Source organism: Paenibacillus sp. 01L418, assembly GCF_056400045.1.
Genome location: NZ_JBFTSN010000092.1, coordinates 1 through 19,056, shown reverse-complemented (window position 1 = coordinate 19,056; position 19,056 = coordinate 1). Strand labels below are relative to the sequence as shown.

The 19,056-nt window shown below is 45.8% G+C and carries 17 protein-coding genes; 11 read left to right on the top strand and 6 right to left on the bottom strand.

The window, feature by feature from the left end; all coding sequences use genetic code 11:
- The 9 genes from AC1DSE_RS13985 to gcvPB all read left to right on the top strand — a co-directional run.
- Positions 1 to 843, top strand: an 843-nt coding sequence (locus AC1DSE_RS13985) for a sensor histidine kinase (RefSeq protein WP_477527799.1), incomplete at its 5' end; no start/stop codon positions are given.
- On the top strand, positions 821 to 2,038 hold the full coding sequence (locus tag AC1DSE_RS13980) for a response regulator transcription factor (RefSeq protein ID WP_477512112.1): 1,218 nt from the start codon (positions 821 to 823) through the stop codon (positions 2,036 to 2,038). The genes AC1DSE_RS13985 and AC1DSE_RS13980, both read left to right, overlap by 23 nt.
- Positions 2,039 to 2,153: 115 nt before the next feature.
- Positions 2,154 to 3,434, top strand: a complete 1,281-nt coding sequence (locus AC1DSE_RS13975; RefSeq protein WP_477512113.1) for an ABC transporter substrate-binding protein — start codon at positions 2,154 to 2,156, stop codon at positions 3,432 to 3,434.
- A 29-nt stretch (positions 3,435 to 3,463) separates the two neighbouring features.
- Positions 3,464 to 4,441 (top strand): carbohydrate ABC transporter permease, encoded by a 978-nt coding sequence (locus tag AC1DSE_RS13970; protein ID WP_339203949.1) that lies wholly within the window; start codon positions 3,464 to 3,466, stop codon positions 4,439 to 4,441.
- Complete coding sequence (locus AC1DSE_RS13965) at positions 4,438 to 5,250, top strand: carbohydrate ABC transporter permease (protein WP_441880857.1); 813 nt, start codon at positions 4,438 to 4,440, stop codon at positions 5,248 to 5,250. The genes AC1DSE_RS13970 and AC1DSE_RS13965 overlap by 4 nt, the downstream gene beginning before the upstream one ends.
- 53 nt (positions 5,251 to 5,303) lie before the next feature.
- Positions 5,304 to 8,471: a glycoside hydrolase family 2 TIM barrel-domain containing protein gene (locus tag AC1DSE_RS13960; RefSeq protein WP_477527798.1), complete on the top strand. Its 3,168-nt coding sequence runs from the start codon at positions 5,304 to 5,306 to the stop codon at positions 8,469 to 8,471.
- 2 nt (positions 8,472 to 8,473) lie between these two features.
- Positions 8,474 to 9,256, top strand: a complete 783-nt coding sequence (locus AC1DSE_RS13955) for an SDR family NAD(P)-dependent oxidoreductase (protein WP_076270534.1) — start codon at positions 8,474 to 8,476, stop codon at positions 9,254 to 9,256.
- A gap of 42 nt (positions 9,257 to 9,298) precedes the next feature.
- Positions 9,299 to 10,711, top strand: a complete 1,413-nt coding sequence (gcvPA, locus tag AC1DSE_RS13950; protein WP_477512115.1) for an aminomethyl-transferring glycine dehydrogenase subunit GcvPA — start codon at positions 9,299 to 9,301, stop codon at positions 10,709 to 10,711.
- 34 nt (positions 10,712 to 10,745) lie between these two features.
- Positions 10,746 to 12,305 (top strand): aminomethyl-transferring glycine dehydrogenase subunit GcvPB, encoded by a 1,560-nt coding sequence (gcvPB, locus tag AC1DSE_RS13945; protein WP_477512116.1) that lies wholly within the window; start codon positions 10,746 to 10,748, stop codon positions 12,303 to 12,305.
- A gap of 131 nt (positions 12,306 to 12,436) precedes the next feature.
- Here gcvPB and AC1DSE_RS13940 read toward each other — a convergent pair whose 3' ends face one another.
- Both AC1DSE_RS13940 and AC1DSE_RS13935 read right to left on the bottom strand, forming a co-directional pair.
- The gene (locus AC1DSE_RS13940) at positions 12,437 to 13,639 is read right to left on the bottom strand and encodes an MFS transporter (protein WP_477527797.1); all 1,203 of its coding nucleotides are present in this window, start codon (positions 13,637 to 13,639) and stop codon (positions 12,437 to 12,439) included.
- 24 nt (positions 13,640 to 13,663) lie between these two features.
- Positions 13,664 to 14,254, bottom strand: a complete 591-nt coding sequence (locus AC1DSE_RS13935; RefSeq protein WP_441962707.1) for a TetR/AcrR family transcriptional regulator — start codon at positions 14,252 to 14,254, stop codon at positions 13,664 to 13,666.
- 175 nt (positions 14,255 to 14,429) lie between these two features.
- Here AC1DSE_RS13935 and AC1DSE_RS13930 point away from each other — a divergent pair, with 175 nt between their 5' ends.
- A complete protein-coding gene (locus AC1DSE_RS13930; protein ID WP_339203942.1) occupies positions 14,430 to 14,846 on the top strand; it encodes an Rrf2 family transcriptional regulator in 417 nt (138 codons plus the stop codon).
- A gap of 98 nt (positions 14,847 to 14,944) precedes the next feature.
- Complete coding sequence (locus AC1DSE_RS13925; RefSeq protein ID WP_477512118.1) at positions 14,945 to 15,811, top strand: SDR family oxidoreductase; 867 nt, start codon at positions 14,945 to 14,947, stop codon at positions 15,809 to 15,811.
- A 105-nt stretch (positions 15,812 to 15,916) separates the two neighbouring features.
- Here the strand turns inward: AC1DSE_RS13925 and AC1DSE_RS13920 are convergent, their stop codons facing one another.
- The 4 genes from AC1DSE_RS13920 to AC1DSE_RS13905 all read right to left on the bottom strand — a co-directional run.
- Positions 15,917 to 17,026: a GerAB/ArcD/ProY family transporter gene (locus tag AC1DSE_RS13920; protein ID WP_477512119.1), complete on the bottom strand. Its 1,110-nt coding sequence runs from the start codon at positions 17,024 to 17,026 to the stop codon at positions 15,917 to 15,919.
- A gap of 26 nt (positions 17,027 to 17,052) precedes the next feature.
- Positions 17,053 to 17,295, bottom strand: coding sequence for a hypothetical protein (locus tag AC1DSE_RS13915; RefSeq protein ID WP_441880865.1), 243 nt, complete (start codon positions 17,293 to 17,295; stop codon positions 17,053 to 17,055).
- A gap of 2 nt (positions 17,296 to 17,297) precedes the next feature.
- Positions 17,298 to 18,470 (bottom strand): Ger(x)C family spore germination protein, encoded by a 1,173-nt coding sequence (locus AC1DSE_RS13910; RefSeq protein WP_477527796.1) that lies wholly within the window; start codon positions 18,468 to 18,470, stop codon positions 17,298 to 17,300.
- The coding region (locus tag AC1DSE_RS13905; RefSeq protein WP_477527795.1) for a spore germination protein at positions 18,470 to 19,056 on the bottom strand (587 nt) is incomplete at its 5' end. The genes AC1DSE_RS13905 and AC1DSE_RS13910, both read right to left, overlap by 1 nt.

Sequence of the window (19,056 nt, the reverse complement as noted above, 5' to 3'; positions counted from 1 at the left end):
TACTTGTTCTCTTCCCGGTTTACCGCACGGATTCGCCGCCTTAAGGATGCGATGCAGAAGGTAAGCTTCGGAAAGCTGCATACGAGGACTCAGGTTGAATCCCATGACGAGCTAGGCATCTTGGATACAAGTTTTAATAATATGGTCAGCGGGATACAATCGTTAATTGGCGAAGTTGAGCGGAGCGAGCGACTTAAGAAGGAAGCGGAGCTTAAGGCTTTCCATTATCAAATTAATCCCCATTTACTGTTTAACACGCTTAATTCGATTCAATGGAAAGCGAGACTGCAAGGAGCAGAAGAAATCCGTCAGATGCTGTATCACCTTACGATGGTGCTTGAGGGTAATTTGGATATCTCACAGGAGTTGATTTCTATGGAACGTGAGCTTCGGATGATTGATCATTTTTTGAAAATTCAAGAAGTGCGCTACGGTTCCACGTTCGAGTATGTGCTGGAATGCGAGGAGCATTTGAAACGCTATCTGATTCCTCGAATGACGCTGCAGCCATTGTTCGAAAATATTTTTTTCCATGGCTTCGAGGATGGCAAGGGTGTGATCCGTTTGACTGTACAGGAGAAAGGAAATCATTTATTGCTTAAGTTATCTGATAACGGAGCTGGCATTTCGCCAGATAAGCTAAAGCTTTTATTGTTGACCAATATGACGAATCGCAAGGGCCGAGGAGGACTTGGGGTGCAAAATGCCGATCAGAAATTCAAACTGCATTTTGGCCTGCAGTATGGGTTAACCGTACAATCGATTCAGGGTGAAGGGACTACGATCATCATTGAATGGCCCAAAAAGGAGGATAACCTGCATGGAAGCAACCAAGATGATTAAGGTGTTAATCGCAGATGACGAAAGTATTGTCCGCAAAGGACTTCGCTCAACCGTTCCTTGGGATAAATATGGAATGGAAGTGGTCGCTGACGCTCCAAACGGCCGCAAAGCCTGGGATGCTTTTCTTGAACATCAGCCTGAAGTTCTCATAACAGATATTGTCATGCCCGAGATGGATGGCATCGAATTATCACGGAAAGTAAAGGAGAAGGCTCCTCATACAAAAATAATTTTACTCAGCTGCCACCGGGATTTTGAATACGCGCAGCAGGGCATGAAGCTGGGCGCATCAGGTTATCTGCTCAAAACCGCCTTCGAGGACGAAGAGCTGGAAGGAATGCTGGCGAAGTTCCAGATTGAACTGGGGGCGGCTTCGGAATCCGCGGTGCCTGAAGAAAATGGCATTGATCAAGGAGAACGCTTGAGTACCCTGTTGTACGCTTGGTTGAATGGACATAACCATAAATTTATTGGCGAGATGGAGAAACGCACTCGCGAGGAGTGGTCTTTCCATGGCGAGCCTGTCTATATCTATTTGGTCAAGACTTCAGGCTGCGAGTCATCCTGGCTTGATCTATTGAAGAGAGTGACATACGAGGATCAAAAAATTTGTGAAGGGACGATTATTCCTTATGGGGAGGAACGGTGCTACTGTATCGTCCCGCAATCTAAATTAAATGTCTTGGACATGCTGCTGGTGGAGCAAAAGAGCAAGAATACGAAGCTGCAGTGGGCCAAAAGAGGGCCGCTCATGCATGCGGATGAACGACTTCAAGCATGGTCAGCGCTTCATAAAGAAGCAGAACTGGAGAAAGCCCACAGCGTATCCGCGGTGGATTGGCCAGAGGCAATTTGGCGAGCAGTTAACTTGCTGCATGATAACCCAGCGGCAGATTGGTCAGTCAGCGACGTGGCCAAACAGGTCGGCCTTAGCCGCAGCCATTTCTCGATCCTGTTCAAAAAAGCAGTAGGAGACAGCTTTGTCGCCTATCAGTATAAACGCAAGCTGAAATTGGCATATGTGTTATTGAAAGAAACGACGCTTACGATGCAGGACATAGCCGAGCGTACAGGGCTTGGCGATAGCAAATATTTCAGTAAATGGTTCAAGCGCTGCACGGGGCAAACGCCCAGCTACTACCGTACCCAACAAAAAGGCAGTACGCTCCAAACAGATGTGCACCTTCCCAAGTAAATCGAACAAAACCACACCAACATTCGAATGTTTAACGGTTTTGTAGCGCTTTCATTTTTATTAAGATGAAAGCAGTTCAATTACGAAGTACTACACGGATAGGGGAGCTGCCAGAATGAAGAACAAAATTTCTCTTATTATTGTTACGACGGTTATGACTGTGACAATGCTTACAGCATGTTCAGGTAATAACGAAAGTACAAATGGCACGACAGCGAAGCCTGATAATGAAAAAGGTTCTACAGCTTTGAAAACGCTTCGATTCGCCACATGGGATACTGGGGATGCGCTCAAGATTGAGCAGGATATCGCTAAGAAGTTCGAAGCCAATCATCCTGGCACGAAGATTCAGGTAGAGGCTTACGCAGATGGATTTGACCAAAAGCTGGCTGCAGGCTTCGGGGCTACAAATCCTCCCGATGTCATGTACATGTGGGATTTTCCAACCTATCACCAGTCGCTTGAGCCGCTTAACAGCTATGCAGACAGTGATGCGGACCTGAAAAAGGATGACTTCTACAGCGGCCTATTTAATTACGCGACAATTGACAACAACCTTTATGGCATTCCGGCAGGCTTCACGACACGTGTTGTGTACTACAACAAGAAAATGTTTGATGATGCGAAGATTCCTTATCCGAAGGATGGCTGGACATGGGATGAGTTTCAAGAAATCTCCAAGCAACTGACGGACAAAACAAAGAAGCAATATGGCTTCGGAGTTCGAGCTGAGAATGACACTTATGATCTGCAAGGGTTTGTATGGAGCAATGGCAGTTCCTATATATCGGATGACGGTAAAACAATAGAAGGTTACATGAACAGCAGCGAAACAGCAGGTGTGATTCAAATGTTTGGCGACATGTTAAAGAACGGCTCTGCCGTGCTTGCAGGTGGTAAAGGTCAACAAAGCGGCGAGGATATTTTTAAAGCTGGCAAAATTGCTATGTGGGAGAGCGGAATTTGGCCGCTCGAATCTTTCAAGCAAGCTGGCATTGATGTAGGCACCGTGGAGATGCCAGCATTTCCAGGCAAGCAAGTTAAAGGCGTTGTCGCAGAATCTGCGCTGTCCATTGCGAAGGATTCCAAGCAAAAGGATTTGGCTTGGGAATTTATCAAATATTATGTATCGAATGAAGCGATCAAGATGCGCGTAGCTGATTTGCCAGTAAGATTAAGCGTCGTGGAAGAGCTCAAAAAAGATCAAGATCCTCTGTACAAGCCGTACTATACGATGCTTGAACGTTCTGATAATACACCGGCTTTCCTGCTTAGCGCAAAGTGGAATGAAGTGAATAGACAGCTTTCCGCGGCAGTAGAAGCAGTTATGCATGGCAGTAATGCGCAGGAAGCATTGAATCAAGCCGTAAAAGATAGCGAGCGTTACTTGAAATAACATTATAGATGCAGAAAGAAGGTTAGGAGATGGCTCAGACCTACCCACAGACAGCAGGAAAACATTCAGCCAGCCTGAAACGCAGATGGGGTGGGGCTGTGCCCTACCTCTTCATTTTTCCATGGATCTTTGGATTCCTCGTTTTCACTTTGGGACCGTTGTTGTTTTCACTTATTATTTCTTTTTTTGATTGGCCGATCGTGGGCAAGGTGCAATTTATTGGATTTGGCAATTATGTAGAAATGTTTACGGATGATCCGTTGTTTTGGAAGTCATTCGGCGTCACGATTAAGTTTGCAGCGCTATTTGTTCCGCTCAATATTGCAGTTGGGTTGGGACTTGCGATTCTTCTTAACCAGAAGACACGGGGCAGCGCGATTTTTCGAACAGCATTTTATTTGCCTTCTGTCATCTCAGGTGTAGCTTTAGCAATGATCTGGTCTTGGGTGTACAGCGGTGATTATGGCATATTGAATTATTTTCTGTCACTCGTCGGTGTACAAGGCCCGGACTGGCTGAATGAAACACAGTGGTCTCTTGTGGCCATGGTTGTCGCAAGCCTATGGGGACAAGGCGCAATGATGCTCGTCTTTCTCGCTGGGCTCAAGGGAATTCCAAAGGATCTTTATGAATCCGCATCAATTGATGGGGCAGGTATGATCAGGCAGTTCATCAGCGTAACGATTCCGCTGCTAACACCGACGATTTTGTTCAACCTAATTACTTCTATTATAGCGGCATTTCAACAGCTCACTCTCGCGTTATTGCTCACGGGCGGAGGCCCTATGAAATCTACGTACTTCTATGCGATGTACATGTATGAGAATGCGTTCAAGTTTTTCAAAATGGGTTACTCTGCTGCAAACGCATGGTTTATGTTTCTTATTGTGCTCACATTGACTTTTTTTGTATTCAAGTCGTCAGAGGCTTGGGTGTTCTATGAAGGCGAAATGAAACGTTTGCCGGAGAAGAAATTGAAGTCCAGTGGAAAGGGGAGATCCGTATGAGGCGGATCATCGTTTATACGCTGCTGATCTTCTGCTCGCTGATGTTCGCTGCCCCGTTATTTTGGGCGGTGACGACCGCTCTAAAGTCGCAGACGGAGCTGTATCTGTTTCCACCCAAATGGATTCCTTCGGTTTGGAAATTCAGCAACTTCGCCAATGCGTGGACGACACAGCCTTTTAACTTATTTCTGAAAAATACGCTAATCGTAACTTCGTTGTCTACGATTGGCCAGTTGATATCCTGTACTCTAGTAGCTTACGGGTTCGCGAGATTTGATTTTAAGGGACGCAATCTACTTTTCCTAGTTGTACTAGCGACGATGATGGTTCCTTGGGAAGTGACAATGATTCCGCAGTATATGGAGTTCAACTATTTGGGATGGATTAATACGCTTAAACCGCTTATCGTACCTTCTTGGTTCGGTTCAGCTTACTTCATTTTCCTTCTGAGGCAGTTTATTCTTACGATTCCGCGTGAGCTTGATGAGGCGGCAACTATAGATGGGGCGAGCAAATTTGGAATTCTTGTGCGGATTATAGTGCCGCTTATGGGACCTTCGCTCATTTTAGTCGCTGTGTTTCAAATTATGAGCTGCTGGAATGATTATCTGGGGCCGCTTATTTTCCTTAATGATCAGTCGAAGTACACACTGACGCTCGGATTAGCACAGTTCAAGGGCATGTTCGGCGTCGATATGCAGTCGATTATGGCGATTACTTGTCTCATCTCGATTCCTCCGCTCGCTGTATTTTTTTTCGCACAGCGTTATATTGTCGGTGGAATAGCAGGTACGGGGATTAAGGGATAGGCTGCATGAATAGATAGAGTGATAGAGATAGGTTTAGGAGAGGAGCGGCATCGATGCGAAACGAGAAAATAGAACGCGATTGGGATAACCTTGCCATACTTGCACGTGGACGTGCGAAAAGCCGATCATATTTCATCCCGTATTCCGATCGTGCTGGAGCTTTGAGCTATGACCGAGGGAGCTCCCCTTGGTTCCGCTCATTAAATGGCAGTTGGAAGTTTCATTATGCGAAGGGGCCTGAGTGGGCACCGGATGGATTTTATGAAGACCATTATGATACATCTAGCTGGGATGATATTCAGGTTCCAAGTCATTGGCAGCTGAAAGGTTATGGAAGTCCGCATTATACAGACTTGTATTATCCATTCCCTGTTGATCCGCCTCATGTACCGAATGATAATCCAACAGGCAGCTATATACGAGAATTCGAGCTGCCTGCACATTGGAATGGAAGAAAGCTTGCCGTCAAGTTCGATGGCGTAGATAGTGCCTTTCATTTGTGGGTTAATGGGACATTCGTGGGATACAGCCAAGGAAGCCGATTGACATCAGAGTTTGATTTGACGCCTTATGCGAAGACGGGTATCAACCGTCTAGCTGTTCGTGTATACCAGTGGTCGGACGGCAGCTACTTGGAAGATCAGGATATGTGGTATATGAGCGGTATTTTTCGAGATGTATATTTGATTTCGGAGCCATCAGCGGTTCGTATTGTGGACTACCGAGTCGTTACCGATTTGGATAGTGAATACTGCGATGCGATGTTATCGGTACAGGTGGAACTGAGTGGTGAGGATCTGCAAGGTGAAGTTCGGCTGGAGCTGCTTGGCCCTGAAGGTGCATTTGTTTGTTCAGCGATGAATCCAATTGCTTCTGCTGATGGTCAGACTTTCGTAGCAAGTTTCGCCATTCCAATTGTGAAGCCAGCCCTTTGGAGTGCGGAAGCTCCTGCTTTGTATCATCTGACAATTAGTATTGTGGATCAGAATGCACAAATGATCGAGACCGTTGCTCAGCGGGTGGGCTTCAGGAAGATAGAAGTAAAGAACGGCCAATTTCTGGTGAATGGCAAAGCCATTTTGCTCAAAGGCGTAAATCGTCATGACCATCACCCTGATACGGGACGAACAGTCACCCTATCGACGATGATCCAAGATGTGAAAATGATGAAACAGCATAACATTAATGCGGTTAGAACGGCACATTATCCGAATGATCCGAGATTTTATGATATTTGTGATGAATACGGTTTGTATGTTATGGAAGAAACGGACTTAGAGACACATGGCTTCGAGCTTTTGGGCAATATTGCTAAGCTAAGCGATGACCCAGCATGGCAGGAAGCGTATGTGGAGCGGATGAGGCGTATGGTAGAGAGGGATAAGAATCATCCTTCCATTCTGTTCTGGTCGCTCGGCAACGAGTCTGGCTTTGGCTGCAACTTCCGGGCAATGTCGGAATGGTGCAAACAAAACGATCCGACCCGCCTTATTCACTATGAAGAGGATCGTGAAGCAGAAGTGTGCGATATCGTGAGCACGATGTATTCCTCCGTAGAGAAGATGGAAGGTTTTGGTCAGCTGGTTGATCATCCTAAGCCGCATATCCTATGTGAATTCGCTCATGCGATGGGGAATGGTCCAGGCGGTCTCAAACCTTATTTTGATACCTTTGATGCTCATCGAAGATTGCAGGGCGGCTTCGTATGGGAATGGATCGATCACGGCATTCGCAGGAAAACAGCCGATGGCAAAGTTGATTATGCTTATGGTGGTGACTATGGCGATGTTCCTAACAACAGCAATTTTGTTATTGATGGCCTTGTTCGACCAGATCGAACGCCTTCACCCGGACTCATTGAATATAAGAAGATTATCGAGCCTGTCAGAGTCGACTATATAAATAATGATCGTATACGAATTACGAATCGGTATGACTTCCTAACGCTGGATCATCTATATGCAGATTGGAATGTGACAGTAGAAGGACGGATTGTCCAAAGTGGTGTACTTTCGCTGCCTAGGATAACACCCGGTGAAAGTGCAGAGCTTCGTATTCCTATGCGAAATGATTCGCAGTTGTCCTTATCCGTGGAGGGGGCGGAGCGCTGGCTGAATATCGGCTTCTCGCTTGCAGCATCCTGCATGTGGGGAGAGAGAGGGCATGAGATCGCATGGGCGCAGTTTGCCATTGAACCTGCGCGGAGCTGCTCAACAACCCGAGCTGTCGGGGATTATGCCAATGAAGGATTGACTTTGGCAGCAGCCGTAAGTTTACCTATTCCTAGCTTATCGTGCATGGAGGATGGACGACAGATTAGCATGGGGAACGATTATTTCAATTTGATATTCGATTCACGGCAATCAGGGATCAGCTCACTCCGAATAAACGGACAAGAGTTAATAAATAAAGGGCCGCGTCTCAACTTCTGGCGAGCCCCGATTGACAACGATATGTATGTCCTGCCCGATTGGCGCAAGGCGCATCTCGATAAGCTGACGGAACGAATCGATGATTGCCATTGGGAGCGATTGAATGAAGGGACGATTCGGATCAGCTGGTCCTCCCGAATTGCTCCGCCTGTCTATGATTGGGGCTTCCGCTGTGAAACGACTTACACTGTAACAGGCACAGGCTTAATCATGATTGATGTGCATGGCGTACCTGAAGGGAAGCCGCCTGCTATGCTTCCTAAGATTGGATTTCAATTGGAAATGCCGTCAGAAATGGATAATGTCAAATGGTATGGCCGTGGTCCGGGAGAAAATTATTCCGACAGCAAAGAAGCAGGAAGATTTGGTGTGTATACAAATTCAGTTGATGAACTATTTACCCCATATATCTATCCACAAGAGAACGGGAATCGTATGGATGTTCGCTTTGTATCTATTACAGATAGCAGTGGAATTGGGCTGCTGGCGACAGGTGTAAAGGCGCTTGAGTTCAGCGCTCGACGTTATACGGATGGCGACTTAGAAGCAGCGCAGCATGCGAGTGATCTTGTTCCGCGGGATTTTATTACACTTAATTTGGATTATCGCCAGAATGGTCTTGGCAGCAATAGCTGTGGACCTTCTCAATCACTGGAAAACAAAGTTGCGGCAGAGGAATTCCGTTTCAGACTGCTGCTGAAGCCTTATCTTTCAGAAGATACGGCTCCCGAGAGGCTCAGCCATCACATGAGACAGGAAGCGAATCTACTACAACAGGAGGAGAAATGATGATGCTTCATACACAAGACATGCTTAATCTATCGGGAAAAGTAGCCGTAATCACCGGAGGCGCCTCTGGAATTGGACTTGCGACAGCTGAACTTCTTGCCAGCTTCGGTGCAGCAGCTATCCTTATTGACATTAATGAGGCGATGGGTGAGCAGGCGGTTAAAGGAATAAGGGAAAAGGGAGGCCAAGCGAGCTTTCAGCGCTGCGATGTGACCTCTTCAGCAGATTGCCAGCGTGCAGCAGCAGAAATTGATTCTGCTCATGGCCGAGTAGATATCTTGTTCAACAATGCTGGCGTTATTCGTCGCAAGACTGTCGTGGAGCTGGAAGAACGCGACTGGGATCTCGTTTTGGATGTTTCCTTGAAGGGTGTCTATCTGCTCTCCAAATATATCATTCCTATCATGGAACGCAGCGGTGGAGGAAGTATCATTAATTCGGGTTCGGGCTGGGGTCTAAAAGGCGGAGATCGGGCTGCAGCTTATTGCGCAGCCAAGGCTGGTGTCGTGAATTTGACGAGGGCGATGGCTATCGATCACGGAATCGCCAATATACGTGTGAACTGCGTTTCACCTGGCGATACGGATACTCCTCTCCTGCGCGATGAAGCAAAGCAGCTGCAGCAGGACGAGGCAGCATTCCTTGTCGCCTCTGCCAGCGGTCGTCCGCTTGAAAGGCTTGGAACGCCGCGTGATATTGCGAATGCGGTTCTGTTCTTAGCAAGCGATATGTCTTCTTGGGTAACAGGAAGCGTGCTCGTTGTGGATGGCGGCGGTATTGCTTAAGAACGAACGGCTACAGGATACAACTAATTCTGACAACGATGAATGGAGGCGTTTATTTTGCCTAAGAACAGAACGTATGCCCATCCTTATATACCGAATACGGTACCTGAAGTTCGCGAAGCGATGCTGAAGGAAATTGGACTCACCTCGATGGACCAGCTTCACGAAGGCATACCAGAGAGCTTAAAGCTGAATCATGAGATGAACCTTCCTCCAGCGATGACGGAATATGAGCTGCGCCGTCATATCGATGGCCTGCTTGCAAAAAATAAGCATGGTGCAGCTTATCTGAATTTTTTAGGAGCAGGCTGCTGGCAACATTTTATTCCAGCTGTCTGTGATGAGATCAATCAGCGTTCCGAATTTGTAACGGCTTATGCAGGTGAACCCTATGAAGATCATGGACGCTTCCAAACGTTGTTTGAGTATCAAAGTTTGATGGCTGAGCTAGTGGATATGGATGTCGTAAACGTCCCTACTTTTGACTGGGCGCAAGCTGCATCAACTTCGATTCGGATGGCAGGGCGTATGACAGGGCGCAAAGTTGCCTTGCTTCCAAGGTCGGTTGATCCTGACAAAGTGATGATCATCAACAATTATTGCACGCCTGTGATGGAGCTTCGATTCGTTGAAATCGACGAGGCAACGGGCAAAATGAGCTTAGATGATTTGCGCAGCAAGCTATCGAGCGATATCGCTGCGGTTTACTTCGAGAATCCTGGTTATCTAGGTATTATCGAAGACCAAGGGCATGAAATATCAGAGCTTGTGCATTCGGTAGATGCGATTTCGATCGTTGGTGTTGATCCCATCTCCCTTGGCGTTCTTCAGCCGCCTAGCCAGTACGGSGCTGATATCGTATGCGGAGATTTGCAGCCTCTTGGAATGCACATGAATTATGGCGGGGGGCAAGCCGGTTTTATTGCGACCCGTGATGAAGAGAAGTATGTCATGGAGTATCCATCAAGATTGTTCGGCATTGTGCCTACTGAGGTAGAAGGCGAGTATGGCTTTGGCGATGTGGCATATGAGCGAACTTCCTTTGCGCTGCGTGAGAAAGGGAAGGAATCTGTTGGCACCCAAACTGCATTGTGGGGAATAACAGCTGGCGTCTATTTGTCCTTGCTTGGACCGACCGGCATGCAAGAGGTCGGAGAGACGATCATGCAGAAGTCGCAATATGCAGCGAAGAAGCTCTCAGCTATTCCAGGCGTTTCTCTTCGATTCGGAGAAGCAGCCTTCTTTAAAGAGTTTGTTGTTGATTTTAATCATACTGGTTTAACGGTCGCTCAGATAAACGCTCAGCTTTTGGAAGCAGGAATTTTTGGAGGCAAAGATTTGTCGGCTGCATTCCCGCAGTGGGGACAAACTGCACTGTACTGCGTGACGGAAATTCATTCGCAGCTTGATCTAGATCGACTGGCAGACACGATTCAAACGATCGTTCGCAAATGAGGTTTGACTTATACAGAGGAAGGACGAAAGCGCCATGAAACGAATTCGCAGGGACCATAAAGTCCGAAATTTCCATCAAGCCAAATGGGATGAGCCGATCATATTTGAACTCCATCGTCAGGGCGAGCGAGGTGTCATTCCGCCTGGAACTGAGGCTGGGATTGTAGCTGAGGTAGGAGATGGTACCCAGCGCATACCTGCATCCATGCGTCGCAGCAATGTGCCAGGGCTTCCCGAGATTGGTCAAGCAAAAGTACTTCGCCATTATTTGCGCCTCTCGCAAGAGACACTGGGCTCCGATTTGAACGTTGAGATCGGTCAAGGTACTTGTACGATGAAATATATTCCGCGCATTAACGAAATGCTGATCCGCACGCCGCATATGACGGAGCTCCATCCGTTGCAGGATGCAGGTTCTGTTCAAGGCATTTTAGAAATTTTCTATAAAATGGACCTGGCCATGCGTGAAATTAGCGGAATGGATGCCTTCTCGTTTCAGCCAAGCAGCGGGACGCAGGCTTTGCTCGCGATGGCTTCCATCGTTCGTGCATACCATGATTCGCGGGGCGAAGGAGATCAGCGGGATGAAATCATTACGACGATTTTCTCCCACCCATCTCAAGCTGCAACAGCTGCAGTTAAAGGCTACAAAATCATTACGCTTCATCCGGATGAAGACGGATTCCCTGATTTGGAGAAGCTGAGAAATGCGATATCTGAGCGGACCGCTGGATTTGTCGTAGCAAATCCGGAAGATACCGGTATTTTCAATCACCGTATTCGCGAGTTCACCGATTTGGTTCATGAAGCGGGCGGCATTTGCTTCTATGATCAAGCTAATGCTAATGGTTTGCTCGGTATAACCAGAGCGAAGGAAGCTGGCTTTGATATGTGTTTCTTCAACTTGCACAAAACCTTTGCTGCTCCTCATATGTGCGGCGGTCCAGCTACAGGTGCGCTAGGCGTGAGCGAAGCGCTTAAACCTTTCTTGCCGGGGCCGCTCGTTGATTATGTTGATGGCCAGTATGTATTAGCGAATCAGTCAGAAAGCAGTATTGGCAAAGTGCGCAGCTTCCATGGTGTTGCCCAAACGGTGCTTCGTTCTTATGCTTGGATCATGAGTTTAGGTCCAGATGGACTAAAGGATGTTGCACAGACTGCAGTTCTTAACAATAACTATCTTTATCACAAAATACTGCAAATACGCGGAGCAAGTGCACCCTACATCAAAGGTCGCCGCCTAGAGCAGGTTCGTTACAGCTGGAAGCAGCTTACCGAGGAAACGGGTGTCACAACCGAGGATATTACTCGTCGGATGTGCGATTTTGGCCTCCATTATTGGACTTCCCATCATCCGTATATCGTGAAGCAGCCATTCACCTTAGAGCCGACAGAGTCCTATTCCAAAGAAGATTTGGACGAATACATTCACGCGCTGGAGCATATCTCGAACGAAGCTTATACGCAGCCGGAAATTGTGAAATCAGCTCCCCATAGCAGCACCGTACACCGAAATGATGAATCATCCCTCGATGATCCGAAGCAATGGTGCATTACGTGGCGGGCTTATTTAAAAAAGACGCAACCCGAATAAAAATTTCTAATTAATGACAACTAATATTTTTGAAAAAATCCGATGTCTTTCAAAAAGACGTCGGATTTCTTTTTTATAATGCGTATTGTGAAGAAGGAAGATGCGTTAGTTGTTCAATAGCGTTCCATACATTATTTTGCCAAGCTGCCAGCTGATTGTTTTTCTTTCCACATCATCGTAATGACAAGGCCAATCAACATGATGACAGCAGCAAAGAGATAAGGATAGTTGATGTTTACATCAAATAATATTCCGCCAAGCGCAGGTCCGACGATATTGCCTAGGCTAGTATAGGTGGAATTCATTCCAGCGATAAAGCCTTGTTCTTTCTCGGCTGTTTTGGATAAATAGGTCGTTAATGCTGGCCGCAGTAGGTCAAATGCGAGAAAGATAAAGGACGTGACTATCAAAACAGCTAAAAAGCCGGAGATCATGGTGGATACTACTGCAAAAAATACGCCAGCAATCAAGCATATTTGGATAAGTTTTTTCTCACCGAGTTTATCCACCATCTTACCAAACATAAAGACCTGAACGACAACGCCGAAGATTGCACTAATTGTAATAACGGCTGCAATATCTTGAGGAGTGAAACCAAATTTATGATCAGAAAAAAGACTGAATACTGTTTCATACGCTGATAAGCCAAAGGCCAGTACAAACACAATTATAAAGGCGATAATGTATTGTGGTTGAATCGATCGTTTCAAATCAGATACAAAGTTGGTCCCTTTTTTGAGCTGACTAATTTCCAGAAGTTCCTGTTTGGATAGCGGTTCTTTTAAAATAAACAGGGATGAAATACAGGTTATTAATGCGAATCCAGCTGCAAAGTAGAATGGGGCGCGCACGCCCAGCTCAGCAATAAAACCTCCGATGCCAGGACCAATAATAAAACCGATACTAATCGCGGCAGAAATATAACCCATCGCTTTGGGCCTTTCCTCCACAGAGGTAATATCAGCAACAAAAGCGGTTACGGCGGGCATAATAAATGCACCACTAATACCTCCTAAAATTCTGGAAAAGTAAAGAACGGATACATGTGTGCCAAGTCCAAAGATTACCTCTGATATGCTGAAGAGGAATAAGCCGATAACGATCATTTTCTTCCTGCCGAAAGTGTCAATCCACCGTCCTGCAAGGGGAGACATGAGTAATTGCGCAAACGCAAAGGCCGCCATTAGATAACCCATCGATTGGCCTGATAAATGCATAATATTCATAAAGGATGGCATAACCGGGACGATTAGTCCCACGCCTAGAAAAACAATGAATATATTACTTAGTAGGATAAATAAGACGGTTTTTTGTTCTTTCAATGGTTTCTTCATGAAGTAATACCTCTTTCTGTAAAATCATAGCTGTGAAATACCTCTCCAAAATACAGTCCATGAGGCATTTAATTTATCCTGTAGACGTTTTTCATTATTCCCATAAGCAAGCTCTAACATCATGGAATCAACAACACCTAAGAAAGCAAGCGTAGGGATGGAGGCTATATCTTCCCTAATGGCTTTCGCCGCGATCCAATCATGAAATTTGCCTTCGAGTACGGTTTGAATCTTATTTTCCGAGTCGAATACTTCCTCATTAATGGCTGGCGCCAAATGGAGAGGCGGAAAAAAAGACATACGCAGCCAAAACTTCAACTGCTCGCTCTGTTGAAACAAATCAATGACTAATTGCAGGTATCCAAATAAATCCTCTTTAGGGTTTTGGGTACCCACTTTACTCAAATAGTTTAGCTTCGATGAGACCTCTGCTTCTTTAGCATCTTGTAATACTTGTAGAAATAGATCATCTTTTCCTTTGAAATGAGCATAGAGAGACTGTTTTTTCATTCCGACATTGTCGGCAATTTGAGACAGAGATGCACCCTCATACCCATGAATTGTGAAAAACTTTAAAGCAATGTCTTTAATTTCTTGGCTTTTCAATAAGATCACCTCACATTAACGAACGTTCGTCAGTTATATTATCAAAAATTTTTTTCTTATGCAAATGAAAATTGCTTTGGCAGGCTAAAAAAGCTGGTTTTGAATATAATAAGCTTATCTTCTTCTAAAGGATTGACAATCCGCTTCGTAGTAACTACAATGGTTACAACGGTGGTGATGCTAAGTGAAACAAATTAGTAGCAGATTTTCCATTGCTGTCCACATCCTTTCTCTAATCGCCGTTAGCTCCAATGATTGTACGGGCGATTATATTGCAGGCAGCGTGAATACGAATCCTGTCATTATCCGCAGAATTATGGGGATGCTCAAGAAGGCAGGCTTGGTAGATATTCGACCAGGAGTCGGAGGCGCTTCCTTGCTGAGAGATCGGGATGAGATCACACTTTTGGACGTTTACCGTGCCGTGGAAGTCATTGAGGATGGTCAATTGTTTAATTTTCATGATAATCCGAACCCAAAGTGTCCGGTTGGCCGAAATATTGAAGCAGCTCTTCGTTTGGAAATGAAGGAAGCTCAATCTGCAATGGAACAAAGGCTAGCTCAAGTAAACTTAAGCCAGCTCGCAGCTCATTTTGTGTAACAAAAAAGCTCATTGAGCTTTTTTTATACCCAAGTTGTAACCAAGGTGGTTATAACGAAGGGTAATCATAATACATTAAACTAAATGGAGGAATTACGATGAAAATTTTGGTGACAGGTGTAACAGGGAAATTGGGATCAATTGTAGTAGAGACTTTATTGGAGACTATACCGGCAGAGAATCTGGCTGTCAGCGTCCGCAATCCGGAGAAAGCTGAACACCTTCGTGCGCGGGGAGTGGATGTGCGTCATGGGGATTTTGACCAGCCACAAACGCTAGATAAAGCGTTCTCGGGCATCGACCGTCTATTGATCGTATCAACTGACGGCGATAACGAAACGAGAATTCGTCAGCATGCCGATGCCGTAGCAGCCGCTCAGCGCGCTAATGTTGGTTTCATTGCGTATACCAGTGTAGGAAATGCAAGCGAGAGCTCACTTTTTCTTGCGCCAGTACATCGTGCTGCAGAGGAAGCGATTAAGAACACTGGAATTCCTTATTCCTTCCTGCGCAATAACTGGTATTTGGAGAACGAGATCAGCAGCATTCAAGCGGTCCTTGGAGGTGCGCCTTGGCTGACATCAGCGGGTTCAGGCAAAGTAGGCTGGGCAACGCGTCGCGATTATGCAGTGGCAGCTGCGGCGGTGCTCGCTGGCGAAGGCCACGAAAATACCGTTTATGAGTTGTCCGGCAAGCTTACGACGCAAGAAGAGCTGGTTTCCATTCTTGCCGCTGTCTTGGGACGGGAAATTCCTGTTCAACAAGTGGATGACACTGCTTATGCCAGCATCATGAGCAGTGCAGGCGTACCTGAACCGGTTGTTCCTATTCTGGTTCAGATTCAAAGTGCGATTCGCGATGGAGCATTGGAAGTGGAAAGCAATGATTTTCAGAAGCTGCTTGGTCGTCCAGTCACGCCGCTCGAAGAGGCTCTCCGTCAAATCGTAAACGAAATTCAGTCATAATTAAGAGGTAAATCAATTCTAGAGGTTGTCCCAGAAGGTCTTAAGTGACCGATGGGACTGCCTCTTTTTTATTAATTGCTAGTTTGAATAACAAGTCAATGACAACTATTGCTTCTTACTCCGTTTTCTATGATGCTTAATCACTGTGAGCACTAAAATCAGAAGAACGGGTAAGGTATAGGCAAAATTATTGAGCAGCGGCCATGTCACATTGACGAACTCCTCCAATTGAGATTCCTTCGTATAGGTGGTTAACGACAGCATGAGGCAAATGAATGCTACGGGAAATACGACCAAGCGTTCATTTTTCAAGCCTAGAAGTTCTTTCAACATTTTGATCAGGATGAGCAGGAGAATAGAAGCTTTGAAATAAAAGCCTATGATGAGCGAGAATCCGATGATGGATTCAATTCGCTCGATTACCTCCTGAAACGATATTAGCCGGGCTAGTTGGTACAAAGAGTATTTCAAGTCACCGGACAGTGGTCCCAGTACCATAATGCTGCTTATGACCGAGGCAATCAGCGTCAAGGAATTGATTACAAGCGCAAAGTACATATGTTTGCGCAGCTGAGCGTTCTCATCCTTGCGTACAAACGATAGGATGACCGAAAATACGACCATCTCGGAGTAGGGAAAACCATAAACTACATAAGAGGCGTTCAGGATTGGTCCAATTCCATCTGGCATCACAGGGAGCAGATATTGCGTGTTATACAGGTTTGAGACCAGAATCAAGATAAGAACAATACAGCCGAACATCAGAAACATTAATACAGCTGCCATCCGAGCAATGACCTCGATTCCTGCCATCGCTGTTACTCCGATCATAATGAAAAACAATGTGCTTACAGCATAGGTAGGGGTTTCTTTCATCATCGTATTCTTGAAGAAGATTCCGATTTCAATGACAACGCCCGAAATATTCCAAAGCAATACTAAGGTGAAAGGGATCAATATCAAGAAGGTGAGTCCCTTTCCCAGCACGGAGCGACCTTGCTCAATCAACGAAAGCTCTGGGGCTAGCCGGTTTAAATAAAGGATAGCAGCCAGCAAAAGCATGCCTGTCGCCGAGGCGATGAGAAGAGAGATCCATGCTCCATTGCCTGCAATGTTCGTTAAGGGTGCAGGGACAATGACGATGGAGGAGCCTGTCATGAAAAAAAGGAACAGCATGGACATTTGAATCGAACTGATACGTTCTTTTTGTTTCATGGGGTCTCCTCCAAATTTTATAAAACTCACGTATGCAAGGGATTGAGCCAACGAATGAATAGTTTAGCTGGTTCGGTAAATAAATTGAAAATCATATCGAGGCTAGGCCATGGCTTAGCTATTAAAAAGATAACAGCAAGATAGAGGAGCGGCGCCAACATCGCTATGTACACAAACCGATCTCGTTTGCTTGCGGCTTTCACTTTCGGGATGTCATGGATCAGCATAGCGGATGCTAACAGCAGGACGCAGATGAATTTTCCTAACACATCTAGTGCTCCTTTTTCCCAAATATCGTACCAGCGTTCATGCCCGTACTTAACACATGAACTTGAACGTGGGTTTGAAATTGCATTTGAGCAAGCTTATCCTCCCAAATGGGTTCTAATTGTTTCCATAGTTTCGGGTTGTTCCGATAAATTTGATTGCCGATTCCGAGCACATCAACTTTTTTTGCCTTAAAGGTACGGATTGCATGTTGAATCTGATGTTCGATCTGCTCCTTAATCGTTTGTTCAAAACGCTCCATATCTTGCTTGGTTTTCAGGTTTGAGCATCGTAGTTCTCCGGTTGTACCTTCAATCGTCATTTGGATGTCGACGGTTACATTCTCATCTGTCACTTTCGAAACCAATTGACTGTTGAAGTTGATTATTTCAAGCGATTCTTTGTTGTAGAGCTGTTTCTTTTTTTCATGATTCATGCAAGGGAATTCAAATACTCCATACTTATATTTGTCTGTCAGCATCATCAGCGTTTCGGTGTCTTTTTCCGTAAGAACCCCTACCATTCTCCCGTMTTGAATCAATGCGACCCCGGAAATTGACGCTTTATTGTCCAAGCTATTTTTATGCAGGTAAGGCATAGCAGAGGTTTTGGAGGGGCTGCTTAGCTGAATAGCGAGATCATATAGCGGAAGGTTAGACGTTTTCGCGGAATAGAGAGCTCCGGTCGTCTCCATCTTTCTATACTGTTGACCAATGGTCTGCTCGATAAACGGTTTAATATCCAAAAATGCTGCCGCCGATTTCTCAGCTATGATGGGAAGAATAGTGCCCCGTGGCTCATGGTCTCTTGAGAAAAAATCAAGCACTTCACGGATGTTCAACGTTCTGGCTAAATTCTCTTCGATGATAATGACTCGCATATGATCCCATTTGGCTTTACGTCCGAATTTTGCAGGGATCTCTCGCATCGCTTCAAAAAAGGTTTCTCCTGTTGTTCGAATATTAATTCCTTTCGCTGCTATACTCGTTGCTGGATCAGTCTGCATTTTGCTGGAAGGGTTATAAAAGTGAGTCGTAATATCGACAAAATCACCCTCGCCTCGATCAATCGATATCGCTTGCACATAGCCATACTCGTCCAGTTCATTATTATCCCAGCATCCAGTAATCAAGGAAAGAACAAGAAATGAAGCGAGAAAGGAGAGGAGTGGCTTCACTATGATTTCTTCCTTCCTGCGGATTTTTTATGTAGTTGTCGACTCCGAGGCGAATGAACCAGCAATCGTCTTGGCAGCACAAAAATCGCATCTCGCAGCCTTTTCAAATCCAGTGGTGCAAACGAATCTAGATAGGGCTCACCTAAGGATCGTAGAGTCGCTAGATGAATGTAAATGAGAATTAAGCCTACCATGATGCCTAGCCCTCCAAACGTCGCTGCGAGAAACATTAACGGAAAGCGCAAAATCCGCAGTGCGATGGCCATGTTGTATTGAGGAAGCGCAAAGGAAGCGATGCCGGTCAAGGCCACGACAATGACCATGACCGGAGATGCAATCTGTGATTGAATAGCTGCTTGACCGATAACAAGCGCCCCAACTATGCTGACGGCCGAACCGATCGGCCGAGGCAGACGAATGCCGGCCTCCCGCAGCAGCTCAAAGAAAAACTCCATAATTAACGCCTCAATCATAGCCGGGAAAGGGATACCTTCCCGTGTATCTAAAATGGCTAGCAGGAGAACCGTCGGTATGAGTTCAGAGTGGAAGGTTGATAACGCGATATAAGTGCTGGGCAGCATAAGCG

Coding starts and splice junctions, on each gene's coding strand:
- AC1DSE_RS13980 (WP_477512112.1), top strand. CDS start 821: ATGGAAGCAACCAAGATGATTAAGGTGTTAATCGCAGATGACGAAAGT.
- AC1DSE_RS13975 (WP_477512113.1), top strand. CDS start 2,154: ATGAAGAACAAAATTTCTCTTATTATTGTTACGACGGTTATGACTGTG.
- AC1DSE_RS13970 (WP_339203949.1), top strand. CDS start 3,464: ATGGCTCAGACCTACCCACAGACAGCAGGAAAACATTCAGCCAGCCTG.
- AC1DSE_RS13965 (WP_441880857.1), top strand. CDS start 4,438: ATGAGGCGGATCATCGTTTATACGCTGCTGATCTTCTGCTCGCTGATG.
- AC1DSE_RS13960 (WP_477527798.1), top strand. CDS start 5,304: ATGCGAAACGAGAAAATAGAACGCGATTGGGATAACCTTGCCATACTT.
- AC1DSE_RS13955 (WP_076270534.1), top strand. CDS start 8,474: ATGCTTCATACACAAGACATGCTTAATCTATCGGGAAAAGTAGCCGTA.
- gcvPB (WP_477512116.1), top strand. CDS start 10,746: ATGAAACGAATTCGCAGGGACCATAAAGTCCGAAATTTCCATCAAGCC.
- AC1DSE_RS13940 (WP_477527797.1), bottom strand. CDS start 13,639: ATGAAGAAACCATTGAAAGAACAAAAAACCGTCTTATTTATCCTACTA.
- AC1DSE_RS13925 (WP_477512118.1), top strand. CDS start 14,945: ATGAAAATTTTGGTGACAGGTGTAACAGGGAAATTGGGATCAATTGTA.
- AC1DSE_RS13920 (WP_477512119.1), bottom strand. CDS start 17,026: ATGAAACAAAAAGAACGTATCAGTTCGATTCAAATGTCCATGCTGTTC.